Source organism: Rheinheimera mangrovi (assembly GCF_003990335.1).
Taxonomy (GTDB): Bacteria; Pseudomonadota; Gammaproteobacteria; order Enterobacterales; family Alteromonadaceae; genus Pararheinheimera; species Pararheinheimera mangrovi.
Genome location: NZ_CP034683.1, coordinates 2677324 through 2692379 on the forward strand (window position 1 = coordinate 2677324; position 15056 = coordinate 2692379).

Annotated in this window: 14 protein-coding genes; 5 read left to right on the forward strand and 9 right to left on the reverse strand. The window is 46.4% G+C overall.

Annotation, left to right across the window (positions count from 1 at the left end):
• Positions 1-26: 26 nt before the first annotated feature.
• The 4 genes from EK374_RS11960 to EK374_RS11975 form a co-directional block, all read right to left on the reverse strand.
• Entirely contained in the window at positions 27-1145 is a 1119-nt protein-coding gene (locus EK374_RS11960) for a beta-ketoacyl-ACP synthase III (RefSeq protein ID WP_127023762.1), read from the reverse strand.
• Positions 1146-1238: 93 nt separating this feature from the next.
• Entirely contained in the window at positions 1239-2288 is a 1050-nt protein-coding gene (locus EK374_RS11965) for an RDD family protein (RefSeq protein WP_127023765.1), read from the reverse strand.
• A gap of 57 nt (positions 2289-2345) precedes the next feature.
• Positions 2346-3524, reverse strand: coding sequence for a vWA domain-containing protein (locus EK374_RS11970; protein ID WP_127023767.1), 1179 nt, complete (start codon positions 3522-3524; stop codon positions 2346-2348).
• A gap of 1 nt (position 3525) precedes the next feature.
• Complete coding sequence (locus EK374_RS11975) at positions 3526-4371, reverse strand: AAA family ATPase (protein ID WP_127023769.1); 846 nt, start codon at positions 4369-4371, stop codon at positions 3526-3528.
• 115 nt (positions 4372-4486) lie between these two features.
• Here EK374_RS11975 and cysK point away from each other — a divergent pair, with 115 nt between their 5' ends.
• A complete protein-coding gene (gene cysK, locus EK374_RS11980; protein ID WP_127023772.1) occupies positions 4487-5458 on the forward strand; it encodes a cysteine synthase A in 972 nt (323 codons plus the stop codon).
• 60 nt (positions 5459-5518) lie between these two features.
• Here cysK and EK374_RS11985 read toward each other — a convergent pair whose 3' ends face one another.
• The gene (locus EK374_RS11985) at positions 5519-6076 is read right to left on the reverse strand and encodes a cysteine hydrolase family protein (RefSeq protein ID WP_127023775.1); all 558 of its coding nucleotides are present in this window, start codon (positions 6074-6076) and stop codon (positions 5519-5521) included.
• Between the two features lie 131 nt (positions 6077-6207).
• Between EK374_RS11985 and EK374_RS11990 the strand changes: the two genes are divergently transcribed.
• Both EK374_RS11990 and EK374_RS11995 read left to right on the forward strand, forming a co-directional pair.
• A complete protein-coding gene (locus EK374_RS11990) occupies positions 6208-7140 on the forward strand; it encodes a GlxA family transcriptional regulator (RefSeq protein WP_127023778.1) in 933 nt (310 codons plus the stop codon).
• A gap of 146 nt (positions 7141-7286) precedes the next feature.
• Positions 7287-7733 carry a hypothetical protein gene (locus EK374_RS11995; protein ID WP_127023781.1) on the forward strand — a complete coding sequence of 149 codons (447 nt, stop codon included), beginning with the start codon at positions 7287-7289 and terminating at the stop codon, positions 7731-7733.
• 53 nt (positions 7734-7786) lie between these two features.
• Here EK374_RS11995 and EK374_RS12000 read toward each other — a convergent pair whose 3' ends face one another.
• Together EK374_RS12000 and ggt are read right to left on the reverse strand one after the other, a co-directional pair.
• Entirely contained in the window at positions 7787-8518 is a 732-nt protein-coding gene (locus EK374_RS12000; RefSeq protein ID WP_127023784.1) for an enoyl-CoA hydratase, read from the reverse strand.
• Positions 8519-8541: 23 nt separating this feature from the next.
• Positions 8542-10278: a gamma-glutamyltransferase gene (ggt, locus tag EK374_RS12005; RefSeq protein WP_206099190.1), complete on the reverse strand. Its 1737-nt coding sequence runs from the start codon at positions 10276-10278 to the stop codon at positions 8542-8544.
• Between the two features lie 103 nt (positions 10279-10381).
• Between ggt and rrtA the strand changes: the two genes are divergently transcribed.
• The gene (rrtA, locus tag EK374_RS12010; RefSeq protein ID WP_233280240.1) at positions 10382-11026 is read left to right on the forward strand and encodes a rhombosortase; all 645 of its coding nucleotides are present in this window, start codon (positions 10382-10384) and stop codon (positions 11024-11026) included.
• Here rrtA and EK374_RS12015 read toward each other — a convergent pair.
• Positions 10989-11675: an RluA family pseudouridine synthase gene (locus EK374_RS12015; protein WP_127023787.1), complete on the reverse strand. Its 687-nt coding sequence runs from the start codon at positions 11673-11675 to the stop codon at positions 10989-10991. The genes rrtA and EK374_RS12015 overlap by 38 nt on opposite strands.
• A gap of 119 nt (positions 11676-11794) precedes the next feature.
• Between EK374_RS12015 and EK374_RS12020 the strand changes: the two genes are divergently transcribed.
• Positions 11795-12454 (forward strand): RluA family pseudouridine synthase, encoded by a 660-nt coding sequence (locus EK374_RS12020; RefSeq protein WP_127023790.1) that lies wholly within the window; start codon positions 11795-11797, stop codon positions 12452-12454.
• A gap of 31 nt (positions 12455-12485) precedes the next feature.
• Here EK374_RS12020 and EK374_RS12025 read toward each other — a convergent pair whose 3' ends face one another.
• The gene (locus EK374_RS12025) at positions 12486-14939 is read right to left on the reverse strand and encodes a S9 family peptidase (protein WP_127023793.1); all 2454 of its coding nucleotides are present in this window, start codon (positions 14937-14939) and stop codon (positions 12486-12488) included.
• Positions 14940-15056 lie beyond the last annotated feature (117 nt).

Sequence of the window (15056 nt, forward strand, 5' to 3'; positions counted from 1 at the left end):
AGAGTCTCTGCCCCCCCATTAATCGCTTAGCGTTTTTCCAGTACCAGGCAACCTACTGAGTAGCCTGCACCAAAAGAGCATAAAATGGCTTTTTCGCCAGATTGAATGCCTTCTTTGTTTTTGTGAAATGCAATCACTGAACCAGCTGAAGCCGTATTGGCATAGGTATCCAACACCAGTGGAGCCTCTTCAGGCAAAGGGTCTCGGCCTAAGATTTTCTTCGCAGCAAACAGGTTCATATTGATATTGGCCTGATGCAACCATAAACGTTTTAAATCGTCCGGAGCTACAGCTAAACGCTGCATCTCATTTAAAATCACATCCGCCACTATCGGCAGTAGCTCTTTAAATACTTTGCGGCCTTGTTGTTTAAAGAATGGCGCGTCATGATCAGTGTCCGGATGGCAATGTTCGGTGTATCCGACATCACAACGGATATTGTTAGAAAACTCAGTTTTTAAGCTCATGCCAAGAATGCGATAAGCATTGTCGGACGTAACAGTGTCCTCCGCTTCAATAATTGTTGCGGTGCAGACATCACCAAAAATAAAGTGACTGTCACGGTTGGTGTAATTCACTTGTGGTGAGGCAAATTCAGGATTGACTACCAGCACCACTTTGGCCATACCACCGCGAATAGCATTCACTGCATTGCTGATGGCAAAAGTAGCAGATGAGCAGGCCACATTCATATCAAAAGCATAACCTGTTGCACCTAAAGCCTGCTGCAGCTCGATAGACAAAGCTGGGTAAGGACGCTGCATATTGGACGCTGCACAAATGATCAGATCGATATCTGCTGCGGTTTTGCCGGCTTGTGCCATAGCTTCCTGTGCAGCCACTATGGCCATTTCGACCATTTCAGGATGTTGATCTTCTCCACGTTTAGGGAAAACCGGCATCATCACAGCGGGGTCTAAAATGCCCTCTTTGTGCAACACATGACGGGATTTAATGCCTGAGGCTTTTTCAATAAACTCGCAACTGGAATACTCCAAAGCAGCTAATTCACCGGCTTCAATGTCAGCAGCATATTGTTCGTTAAACAAATCGACATACTGATTAAAACTAGCGACTAACTCTTCGTTGGTGACAGTTTCGGTGGGTGTAAACAGGCCTGAGCCGCTGATCAGCACATTTTTCATTCAGAATACCTTTGTCATTAAGTGCAACTTCTTTTCATGAGTTGCTGAATTGGTCGCTATTCTAGCTTAATTTCGCTGAAATCAGCCAGATTGTTACTGCTTATATAGAACTACTGTACTTGCAACCTTGTCTTGAATGGCCTGACGGTTTGGATCCCAAAGTATTTGCGCAAACCCGATCAGGCCAGTCGCAAGACCTGCACCATAACCGCCTTGCCGGCTAAACGACGCCCATAAGCTCAACGGCTGATTATCCAATTGCACCACCCGGATACGGGTCAGCAGCTTGCCGATAGTCTGGCCATTGTTCCAGCTGATATAAAAGGTGAAATAAAACATGGCCCAGCCAAAACCCAAACCAAAGTCGGCCAATATACCTTTGACCCATTTGATCAGGCTGTAATCGGAGTTTTTTAGCTTATCAAGCACTGAATAAGTCTCTTCCTTGGCCGGCACTGTCACTGGTGCTGCTATAACAGGTGCAGTCGTCACAGGCTCAGTCACCACTTGTGGTTCAACCACATATTTATCCAACAAAGCGCGTTTTTTTGCGCCTTTAAGTGGAGTGATATCCAACACCCCTTCAAGCAAATCGCGCTGATGTTCAGTACTGACACCAGACTCTTGCAGCTCAAGCGCCAGCTCTTTTATTTTGTCTTCCACGCACTCATCATCACATTCGTTGGTAGATAACTCTATCGACACTTTCGCCAGTTCAGCGCCTGCATGCGGGGTTAAATTCATCTCAGAGGCTGAACTTGAATCCTGCTTCTGTTCCTTCACTAGTTGAGGTGCCCAACTTAAAGTACCCAACATAGTTAAGGTTGCAAACACCATCAACAACAGATGATTTCTGTTTTGGGTTTTGTATCTGTTCCAACATAAATACAGCATGGTGGGGAACACAAAAATCAAACTGGCAGATGCCAAACCACTGATAATTAAGCCGTCTATGCCCATTGCAATTCCTCGTCGCAAGGGCTTGGCCAAAGGCTGACCTATCAACTCATCAGCCACAGTAAAGGCATGGGGCGTCACTATTTGCCGAACTTCTTTTTTTGTCAGCTGATGCCCTGTTTCGTCGACAAAAGTGTCAGGCGCTACTTCTCTGATATCCTGATGATCCGGCTGTTCGTGTTGCATTACATGTCCCGTAAATGCCTGATGAATAAACCACTTTAATCAGTTCGTCTGACCTTTTCAATGCCGCTTTGATAAATGCCGGATGGCACCGCTTAAGCCGTCCAGCGTCATGCCATACATCTGGTTTTGCATCAGCTTTTGCAGTATTTCAATAGAGTGATAGTGACTCCACCAGGCTTGAGGTTGTGGGTTCAACCAGACCGCGTTTGGAAAATGCGCTAACAGCCGTTTTAACCAGACTTCACCGGACTCTGGGTTAAAGTGTTCGACACTGCCACCCGGATAGGTAATTTCATAGGGCCCCATGGTGGCGTCCCCAACAAAAATGACTTTGTAGTCACTATGGTAGGTTTGTAACAGCTGAGTGATTGAGACCGCATCGGCATTACGTCTTTGATGAGTGCGCCATACCTGCTCGTACGGGCAGTTATGAAAGTAAAAAAACTCCAGATGTTTAAATTCAGTGCGGGCAGCGGCAAATAGCTGCTCGCATTCATGAATATAATCATCCATAGAGCCGCCTATATCAAAAAACATCAGCACTTTGACTGCATTATGCCGCTCGCTCTGAAACTTTAAATCCAGCCAGCCCGCTTGCTGAGCTGTGGCTTTAATAGTGCCGTTTAAATCCAGTTCAGTGGCTTGTCCGGTACGGGCAAAACGCCGCAATTGCCGCAAGGCCAGCTGCATAGCTCTGTGGTTCAGCTCTGCATGTTGATCAAAATCTTTAAAATCACGCTTATCCCATACCTTAACCGCCCGGCGCTGGCCACTGCCCTGCTGGCCCACTCTGATGCCTTCAGGATGATAACCATAAGCACCAAAAGGTGACGAACCACCTGTACCTATCCATTTATTGCCGCCTGCGTGTTTTTCTTGCTGCTCTTTTAAACGCTGCTTAAATTGCTCCAGCAACTGCTCAAGCCCACCTAAAGAAACCAGTTTGGCTTTGTCTTCTTCACTCAACTGACGAATAAGCCCAGGCAGCAACCAGTGATCCGGAATAAGTGAAGCTAAATCCAGACTTTCAACGCCGTCAAAATACTCTGCAAAAGCACGGTCAAATTTGTCGTACTGGCTTTCATCTTTCACCAGACACAAACGCGCCAATAAATAAAAGTCATCTGTACTTGCAAAAATAAGGTGCTGCTGCAGCGCCTTCAGTAAATCCAGCAGTTCAGTGATGCTGGATTTCAGGCCATATTTGCGCAAGGTTAAAAAAAACGAAATCAGCATATCAACGGCCAGCGCGACGGGCCATAAAGGCCAGTTTTTCCAGCAAAGCTACATCCTGCTCGTTTTTTAATAAGGCACCATACAATGGCATTAAACCGCCTTGATGTTGTTTATCCTGTAAAACCGAAGGCGCTATCTGTTCGGCTAGCAACAGTTTTAACCAATCCAACAGCTCCGAGGTCGACGGTTTTTTCTTTAAAGCGTCTACCGCTCTCAAGTCAAAAAACACCTCCAGTGCAGCCGTCAGTAAATCAGCCTGCAATGTGGGGAAATGCGCCAAAACGATTTGAGTTAAAGTGTCTTTGTCCGGAAAACGTATGTAGTGGAAAAAGCATCTGCGAAGAAAAGCGTCTGGCAATTCCTTCTCGTTATTCGACGTGATCACCACTATTGGCCGCTGCTTTGCACTGATACGCTCACCGGTTTCGTACACATCAAAGGACATCCGGTCAAGTTCATGCAATAAGTCGTTTGGAAACTCGATATCGGCTTTGTCGATTTCATCAATCAGCAGCACAGGGCGTTTTTCTGCGGTAAAAGCAGTCCAGAGTTTGCCTGGTTTGATGTAGTTGCTGATGTTGGCCACCCGCTCGCTGCCAAGCTGACCATCACGCAAACGCGATACTGCATCGTATTCATACAAACCCTGCTGCGCTTTACTGGTGGATTTGATTTGCCAGTTAATCAAATCAGTGCCTAAACTTGTGGCCAGCTCTTCCGCTAGACGGGTTTTGCCAGTACCAGGCTCACCTTTGATCAATAAAGGTTTTTCTAAGGTCACTGCGGCGTTTACTGCCAATGCCAGCTCTGGCGATAAAATATAGTGTTCTGTACTTTGAAAAATCATGCTGTACTGCTTTGTCGTTTTAAGTTGGGAATATCATATATCAAATCTTTTCTTTCGTTTTGACAAGGCCCGAGTATTCTTATAACCATTCATCAAACCCTGAAGGTTTTTTATTATGTCAAAGATCTATGAAGATAACTCACTCTCTATTGGTAACACGCCTCTGGTGCGCTTAAAGCGTGTCACTTCAGGTGCCAATGTATTTGCCAAAATCGAATCCCGTAACCCGAGTTTTTCTGTGAAATGTCGTTTAGGTGCAGCCTTGATTTGGGATGCAGAGAAAAAAGGTTTGTTAGGCCCTGGTAAAGAAATTATCGAACCAACTTCTGGTAATACTGGTATTGCTTTAGCTTTTGTTGCCGCCAGCCGCGGTTATGCGTTAACTCTGACCATGCCAGCCACTATGAGCTTAGAGCGCCGTAAGCTGCTGAAAGCTTTGGGCGCCAATTTAGTGCTGACTGAAGGCGCAAAAGGCATGAAAGGAGCTATCGAAAAAGCCAAAGAAATTCTGGCGTCAGATCCTGACAAATACGTGTTTTTACAGCAGTTTGAAAACCCTGCTAACCCACAAATTCACTTTGACACCACAGGCCCTGAGATCTGGAATGACACAGATGGCAAGGTGGACATCTTCGTGGCTGGTGTAGGCACAGGCGGTACTATTACTGGTGTTAGCCGTTATATAAAACACGAGAAAAAACACCCGCTGATTAGCGTGGCGGTAGAACCTGTAGACTCGCCAGTGATCACTCAAGCGCTGGCTGGTCAGGAAATTAAACCAGGTCCACATAAAATTCAGGGCATAGGCGCTGGTTTTATTCCGGGCAACCTGGATTTATCCATTATTGATGCGGTAGAAAGGGTCAGTAATGACGATGCCATTGCAATGGCGCACCGTCTGATGAAAGAGGAAGGTATTCTGGCTGGTATTTCTTCTGGTGCAGCCGTAGTTGCAGCGAAACGTTTAGCAGAGCTGCCAGAAAATTCCGGTAAAAACATTGTGGTCATTATTCCAAGTTCAACAGAACGTTATTTATCCAGCGCATTGTTTGCAGACTTCTTCACCGAAAGTGAATTACAAGCTTAACCTGCATTTTACTTAGCGGAAAACGGCTCAATTGAGCCGTTTTTTTCGTCTGATTTAACCTTAGCTGTTCAGATAAGTTTTGGTATCAATCACTTGTGCATAAGCAAAACTTAAAGCAGCCATATAAGCGGCGTGCACCAGTGCGGCTGGTACTTTGACACCGTTAAACTCTAAATCCAAAGTGGCACAGGCATCGTGCAATACAGTGCAGTCATAATCAAAATCTTTACCTGCGCGAGTCATCGCATCAATACACATATGACTCATTGCACCTACGATTACCAGCTTTTTTATTCCGGCTTTCTGTAGAATTTGCGCTAAGTTGGTGTCTTTAAAGCTGTTGATTTGTTGCTTTAACACCACCTCTTCTGAAGATAGAGCCGCCACACTTTGATGAATTTGTGCGCCCTCTGAACCCGGGCGGAAAAAAGGCGCGTCATCTGACGCAAATTCGTGACGTACATGCACCACTAAATCCCCTTGCTGGCGAAACTTTTGCAGTACTAAAGCAGCATTGGCTGCGGCTTGTTCTGTGCCCACCAGCGGCCATTTGGCACCTGGAAAGCTGCTGTAATAATCGTTTTGGAAGTCAATTAACACTAATGCTGTTTTGCTCATGATATCTCTCCGTTGTTTTAGTCAGGCTGTGGTTGATTTGAACTGCTTTGTTTGACGACAAACACAGTCTACGAAAAAACTCCTGCTAGACTACATGTCTGAACCGACACATAACAGGCACAAACTGACAAATGCGTACAGAGATCAACATCGCTATTCTGAGTTACCCTGGAGCTATGTTAAGTGCTGTATTTGGTTTGAGTGAAATGCTCGGCATTTGCAACAAAATCTGTACTGAACAAGTCAGGCCGGAGCATTTTGTCTTACACCAACTGACACCTGATACATTATTAACCGCCCCCACGCCGTTTTTTCAGGCCATTATTCTGCCACCTTGCATTGAGGGAGATTATTATCTGAAGCCCGACGCTTTGGTACTGCAGTGGTTAAAGCAGTCTCACAGCAACGGCAGCCTGCTCTGCTCCGCCTGTGCCGGTGCTTTTATTCTGGCGTCCACCGGCCTGATGCAACAAAGGCAAATGACCACCCACTGGGATTTGGCTGATCTGTTTAAAAAGCAGCATCCCAAGGTGACACTACAGATTGAAAAAAATCTGATTAATGATGGAGATATATTAAGTAGCGGCGGTTTAATGGCTTGGGTTGATTTAGGGCTGGAACTGATAGGCCAACTGGCTTCTCCTGCACTTATTCATCCGGTTGGCGCTTATCTGATCATTGATACAGCGCGGCGTGAACAACGCTATTACCAACGCTTTAGTCCACAGATGGACCATGGAGATAAACAAATCGTTAAATTACAGCAGCATTTGCAGCAACACTATGCGCAAGCACTCAGCGCCAACGCTATGGCGTCTTTTTGTTTTTTAACTGAACGTACTTTTTTGCGACGTTTTGTCAAAGCAACAGGCTTTAAGCCTTCACTTTACCTGCAACGACTACGCATTCAAAAAGCCTGCGAATTATTGAAGCAGCCTTTAACACCAATAGGGCAAGTGCCGTTTCAGGTGGGGTATGAGGACGCCAGTGCATTTCGTAAAGCGTTTTTACAGATCACAGGACTAAGCCCCAGTGCTTTTCGCAACCGTTTTAGCCGAGGCTAAATACCTTATAGTTCAATGCATTAGTGTTGCTACATCATGACAAAAACCTGTGCCAGATGCAGGGTTTTCTTTACTTTTGGCCGGAAAAAAATCACACTGTCGGCTAAATTATTTTTTTATGGATTGAGCTAATGCGGACCGGACTAATGCAAAAATTTTTCGTGCTGATCGTTTCACTGCTGTTGTTATCTTGCTCTGAAGATGCACCAAAAGTTAATGCGGATTTAGGTTCGCCCGAATTTGCTGCAGGTGAGTTTTTTCACTCGTTGTACACCACCAAAGATTTAGAGCGGGCTAAAGCGCTGAGCACTGAGTCCTATGCCCGTATTCTGGATGCTTATGGCAATACCCGGGGAGTGGTGCGGACTTTGTACAATATGAGTTTTGATGAAGTAAATATCAGCATTGACCGCACAGGTAAAAATCTGCGCGAACAATACGGTAATCATGCAGAGATCACCATGTTGTTTGAAGGCAAAAGCAACGGCAATAAGAAGATAGAGCTGCGTATTGTCAAAATGGTAAAAGAAGATGGCCGCTGGCTGGTGGAAGGGGTGAAGCCTAATCCTTATTCCAGAACTGAGGTTTTATAGGAATTCAAGACGGGCGGGTACAAGACCCGCCCCTACGTTTTTGGGCTGGAGAGTTAACGTTTAAAAAATTGCTGGATCACCTGTTGGCAATCCGGCCCTTGCAATAAACGGCTAAAATCAGCCAGCTCCAACGCTATCGCCTGCTGTACTGCACTGCCACTTTTCATCAGTTTTTTACTGCTTTGCACCGCATCTGCCGGTAATGCCGCCAGTTTTTTCGCCTTGTTAAAAGCAAATTCAAGCAAGTCCTCTTTCGCCACCAGTTGATTCACTATACCAATACGCCAGGCTTCATTGCCATCTATGGCTTCAGACAGCAGTAATAGACTGCTGGCGCGCTGATGGCCAATCAGCAAAGGCAACAACAGACTCGAACCCGCTTCGGGACATAATCCCAACTGAGTAAAAGGTAACTGAAAACGACAATCAGCAGTGCTATACACCAAATCACAATGCAGCAGCACTGTAGTACCAATACCTATTGCCAGCCCAGCCACTGCGGCCACTACAGGCTTTGGAAACTTTGCCATTTCATACAAAAACATCACGGTTGGATGAGTGTCGTTGAGTTCACCACTTTGTAAAAAATCGGCTAAATCATTGCCTGATGAAAAACATTCAGCAGAGCCTTGCAGCACTACTACTTTGATATCGTCATTTTGCGCTGCCTGTTGAAGTTGTTGCACCAGCTGTTGATACATTAGCTTGTTCAATGCGTTTTTTTTATCTGGCCTATTCAGGGTCAGGGTTAACACGCCCTGCTCTATTGCTACTTCAATACTCATCTGTTGTCCTGACTGTTTTTGCTTTAGTGGCCAGCTGCTATGCCTTCACGACGCGGATCGGCAGCACCTTCTAAGTGATCTTTTTTAATTTCTATCGCATGAATACCGCTATTTAAATCGGCCAATTTCGGTTGGTAACCCAGTTCAAGCAATGCCGGAACCAGCTGGCTTAAGTTGGTGTTCTGCTCAAGCACTAAGCCGTCATTTCTGTGGGTAAAACGCGGTAAATTGGCCGCTTGTTGCACATCCATTTTCCAGTCAAGCACCGCCACCAGATTTTGCGCCACGTAATTAATAATGCGGCTGCCACCCGGCGAGCCTGTGATATAAAGCAGCTTACCATCCTCGCCAAACACCATCACAGGAGCCATTGAAGAACGTGGTCTTTTGTTTGGCTGCACTCGGTTGGCCACCCAATATCCATCAATTTTCGCTTGCAAGGAAAAGTCCGTCAGTTGGTTATTCAGCAAATAACCATTCACAAATAGTCCTGAGCCAAAGGCATTTTCAATACTGGTGGTCATACTGACCGCATTGCCTTTACTGTCCACCACAGATAAGTGACTGGTATTGGCAAATTCAATGGCTTTACCCGAGGCCAGAGGTTCAGCCCCTTCAGGCTCACCTGCCTGAGCTGGCGCACCTTCAGATGAGGTCAGCAAGGTGGCACGTTGTTTCAGATAATCAGCGGCCAATAAGCCTTGCACCGGCACTTTGACAAAGTCCGGATCGGCAGCAAAACGCTCACGATCAGCAAAAGCTAACTTACCTGCCTGACTGATTAAATGGATGGCTTCAACCGAATTAGGTTGGAGTTTGGCCATCGGCTGATGTGCCAGCATGCCCATCATTTGTAATACCGCTAAACCACCTGAGCTTGGCGGCGCCATGCTGCAAATTTTAAACTGCCGATAAGGTACACAAATAGGTGTTCGCTGCCTCGGCTTGTATGAAGTTAAATCGCTGAGACTAATGCTACCGGCGTTAATTGGAGCCTGTTGCACTGCGGCTACCAGAGCTTTGGCATTATCGCCCTGATAAAAGGCCGAACTGCCCTCTTTGGCAATTTTTTGAAGTAAAGCAGCATAGTCTGGATTTTTCCGGACAAAACCTGCTTTAAGCCACTGGCCTTCAGGTTTGAAGTACGCCTGACTGGCGCTGAATTTTTCAACACTTGGCGTCCAGCCGCCACTCAATAAACCAGCCAGGCGTGGCGAGACGACAAAACCCTGATCTGCAATGTGGATAGCCGGAGCAAAAAGTTCTGCCCAAGGCAATACCCCATGCCGCTGATGCGCCAGCTCCAGTGCCTTGATCACGCCTGGAACACCCACAGATTTACCGCCGACAAAGGCATCACGCCAGCTCATCACCTGGCCGTTTTGCACAAATAAGTCTGGTCCAGCAGCAGATGGCGCAGTTTCGCGGCCATCAATAGAGGTTAAGCTGGTTTTTTGTTTATCCCAGTGCAGCAAAAATAAACCACCGCCTATGCCCGAGCTTTGTGGCTCCACCAGCCCCAGCACCAGTTGCATCGCGATAGCTGCATCGACAGCACTGCCACCTTTAGCAAGGATCTGCTCACCAGCTTTTACCGCCAAAGGATTGGCTGCTGATGCCATATAATGTTTGGCTGTGGCCAGTTGTTTTTGTTCTATACCAGTAGTGGCTTCAGGGTCAGTTATTGCGGCAAATGCAGTGGAGCTACTGAACAGCAACGCAGCTGTCAGGACCCGAAGTGTGAACTTTGTAATGATCATTATTTTTCCTACCTACGACAGACCCTTACCTTACCTAGTCGGGCCAGTTGGATCAATGACTGATCAGCCTTTTCACGCTAAAAGCCTTGACCTGAAGCGACGAATGCTTTTGCATAGCAGCAATTTGATTCTGTTGGTGATGCTGTTGATGAATTTTCGCGCTTTTTCGTCTTTTCAGTGGGGTATGCTGGTTTTTGTGTTGTTGTTGGTGATACTGCATTTTCTGCCTGAGAGCCTTCGCTCTGTACTGGAATATCACAGAGCTGAACCAGAACAAGTCTGGCGCGCCGTAACGGGCCATTTGCTGCACAGCAACCACTGGCATTTGGTGATGAATCTGGGCGCTTTGCTGTTGATGCTGATGCTGCATCAGTTGTATTACAGTCTGCACTCTTTTGCGCTTTTGCTAGTCTCTGGTTGCATAGGTATCAGCGTACTTTTGTATCTGTTCAGCCCTGACATTCAGATCTATGTTGGTTTATCCGGTTGGTTGCATTGCTTTATTACCGCCGGTGCTTTGCTTGATATCAAACACAAGGTCCAGTCCGGCTGGCTTATTTTGCTGGGTGTGATTGCCAAAGTGGCCTACGAGCAATGGCAAGGGCCAGATACAGAGCTGGCCGCATTAATTGATGCCAATGTAGCCATAGATGCTCATTTGTATGGCGTGATCTGTGGGTTGCTGCTTGGGCTTGTGTTTGTCTATGTGACTAGCACAAAGCCTGCAGAAAATCAGCTTCAGCGCTAAAGCTCATCAGCTCACCACTTTGTGGATGAGTAAACTCCAATACAGCAGCATGCAGTAATAACCTGCTGCTTTGTTGTTGCTGTGCTGGGCTAGCATAAAATGGGTCGCCTAAAATCGCATGTCCTATGCTTTGCATATGCAAACGTAACTGATGTGAGCGCCCTGTCACTGGCTCTAACTGCACCAAAGAGGCCCGGTGTTCAGGCAAGAGTTTCAGCACCTGGTAATGCGTGACAGAGGCTTTACCGTCCAGACTTATTTTATATAAAGGTCGGTTTTCCGGATCTGCTGCTATAGCTTTATCCACAGTGCCTGCTGCAGGAGTCGGCACACCAGAGACCACAGCCTGATAAATCTTTTTTGTCCCTCTGCTTTGAAACTCTTTGCTGATCGTCGACAAGGCTTTTTTGGTTAAAGGCAACACCAGCAAACCTGAGGTGTCGTAATCCAGACGATGCACCACAGCAGCAGAGGGAAACTCGTGTTGTACGCGGCTGATCAGGCAATCCTGATTCTCCGGATGGCGGCCAGGTACAGTAAGTAAATGCGCAGGTTTATTCACCACCAGCAGGAATTCGTCCTGATACACCAAAGTCCAAGCCTCTTTTGTGGCGGGCAAAATCGCCAAATCATCAATCGCAGTTTTCATGGCCTAAATAACTAGATACAAAGTTGGCGCTAGTATGCCAGAATTGCAGCTATAACTGCAGTAGCTATATCTGTACTGACCATTTGTACTAGCTAATTGAACTAACTAAGAGTAAGTGGATGCAAAGGCCTTTTGTATATAACCCACCAGCAGATCCCTTGCTGGATATTTTGTATCTGGATAAAGACATTCTGGTGGTGAATAAGCCCAGTGGCTTATTAACCAATCCGGGCCGAAGTGAAGATATGCAGGATTGCCTATTAAGTCGGGTGCAGCAACAATTTCCGTTAGCTCAGTTGGTGCATCGGTTGGATATGAGCACCTCAGGTTTAGTGGTATTTGCCCTGCGTCGTAAGGCAGAAGCTGCGTTAAAACAACAGTTTGCCTCGCGCTCAGTCAAAAAAATCTATCGCGCCCGGGTCTGGGGAGAAATTGCCGAACAAGGTATGGTCAATGCGCCATTGATTGCCGATAGTACTCAGCCTCCACTGCAAAAAATCTGTCTGAAAACCGGCAAAGCGGCGCTGACTTATTTTCAGCGTTTAAGTTTTGATGGTCAAAGCAGTTTAGTAGAGCTTAGGCCTGTGACCGGACGTTCGCATCAGTTGCGGGTGCATATGCAAAGTCTGGGACATCCTATTTTAGGTGATGCCTTTTACGCCCATGATGACGCTTATGCAGCAGCACCACGTTTATTGTTGCAGGCTTTGTGTTTAGAAGTGTACCAGCCCTACTCGTCGCAATTACTACGCTTTGAGCTTGAACCGGATTTTGAGTAGGGTCAGAGCAAAAGCTCTGACCCTGATGCTGTTACAACTCTTGTTCGAATAAACGGAAGATACGTTTGTATTCATCCAGCCAGCTGCTTGGCTGACGGAAACCATGTGGTTCAACCGGATAAATTGCAGTTTCGAAATTGGCATTTTCATGCTCAATTAACCGCTGTACCACCCGCACTGTATCCTGGAAGAAGACGTTGTCATCGACCATAGGTGCATTAATCAACAGCTTGCCTTTTAAGCCTTCTGTAAAGTAAATCGGCGAGCTGCGACGATAGGCGATAGGATCTACATCAGGCGTATTCAGAATATTTGAGGTATAGCCATGGTTGTAATAAGCCCAATCACCCACAGGACGCAGCGCAGCACCAGCCTGGAATAAATCAGGTTCAGTGAACAGTGCCATAAAGGTCATAAAGCCACCGTAAGAACCACCATAAGTTCCTACCCGCTTTTCATCCACATGCGCATTGGCTACCAGGTATTTAACACCATCCACTAAATCCTGAGTTTCTGGCGTGCCCATTTGGCGGTAAATCGCGGTACGCCAATCACGGCCGTAACCTTTTGATGCACGGTAATCCATATCCAGTACTACATAACCTTTTTGGATCAGCAGGTTATGGAACAGATACTCACGGAAATAACCAGACCAGCCTAAATCACTGTTTTGCAGATAACCGGCACCATGGTTAAAAATAACAGCGCGGCGTTTTTCACCTTGTTGATAATCTTTTGGCAAATACAACTTAGCAAAAACCGGCTGTTTACCATGACTGCTAGGCACAGCTATCACTTGTGGCGCTGCCAGATTTAACGCTGTCAATTCAGCTGATACGGTATGAGTTAACCGGCTTACTTTCGCTTTTGGCTTATTGTCCATCAGGTATAACTCAGGAGGAGTCACGCAGTTGGACCAGGTTAGCAGCAGTTTATTTTCATCCGGTGATAACTGGTAATCAGCCGAGCCTTTTAAGGCAGTCATTTGCTCCAGTTGACCTGAGCTTAAAGCCACACGGTAAATTTCGTAAATACCTGGGTGGCTGACGTTGCCTTTAAAATACAGATACTGATCGTTTTTGCTCAAATGAGGGTTGCTGACTTCAAAAGTACCAGCCGTCAGTTTTTTCGCTTCGCCTTTTAATGGCTTGACATACAAATGGGCATATCCAGACTCTTCGGACAGATAATACAAGCTGTCTGTTTTGCTTAACCAGCCAAAGTCGTTGAAGCTGTAGTTGATCCAGGCATCGTCATGCAAGCGGTGCTGACTGACCAGACGCTTTTTAGCAAAATCTACTGTCGCCAGCCAACGGTCTTTGTTGTCCCAGGCTTTGAGCATCACAGCAACCTGTGAACCAGAGTTGTGCCACTGAATAGCAGACTGGTTCCAGCTCCAGTCGTTAATTAATTCGATAGCGCGAGGCGCCTTTTTCGACTGATAGGTTTTACCTTGAGCTTTGGCATTTTCAGCTTTTACGCTAGCCAAAACATCTTCATCAAAACCAGGCAAAGAGTCATATTTCAGCTCTGTTGCTTGTTGGGTTTTTACATCCACTAAAAACAACTGCTGTGACGTTGGCTTTTGATCGGCAACACGACGACGCACTTCTTCAGCAGCTATATTGCCTGAGGCTGTGATGTAGTTCGGCATAATGTCAGTTTCATCACGCCATTCGCTCTTATCCGCTAAAGCAACCAGTAGCATATCGCCTTTGGGTGACAAACTGGCCGAGGCTATACGCTTGGTTTTATCCAGATAGACAGCAGCCGTTGCCAATGCAGGGTTTTGCGCTGCAAGTAGCTCTTGTTGTTCAAATCGCTCTGTTTTGTTTTTATGCGTCAGGGCCACAAACTGAATCAGCTTGTGTTGTTCCTGCGCCATATAAGTGTCAGCCACTTTAGCTGCTGCAGGCTTATCGGCATTTTTTAAACTGACCAGTTCAGTCACAGCGCCGCTATTTAAATCCAGCACCTGATAAGTCCAGCCAGAGCGGAACACCAGACGACCATCGGCTAAAAACTGCACTTCGTCATAACGGGTCGAGCTGCGGGTCACCTGGGTTAATTTGCCCTGATGTTTAACAAACACATTGCCTTCAAACAGATAAGCCAGCGATTTGCCATCCTGACTATAAACCGTTTGGGCTGAGCCCATTAAATGCCAGTCCGCCATAGGTACAGTGGTTGCAACAGCGCCCTGCTCTGCCTTTAAGCTATACCAGTCACGAATTTCTGAACCCTGACGTTTTTGCTGAAAGTACAACTGACTGTTGTTATCTGCCCAGTAAGCACCTTCTGCCGGACGGCCTAACCAATCCGGATGCGCCATAATCTGCTCCATAGTAAAAGGCGCATGGGCCGCATTTTCCGGAGCTTTCACGCTGACAGAGTTCAGCTGATAGGTTTGAGGCTCAACTGCAACAGCAGAACCGATAAAACTTGCCGCGACAAAAGCCGCTACTAACCATGGTTTTGTTTTCATTGATGTTCTTTTTTAGTGGTGGTTGTAAGCTCTTTATACAAAGAAATCCGCAAAAGACCAAGAGCTCTGATCACTGCTTAGGTTTAACGGTTGCTGACAGGCGATAAGCGGATAGGT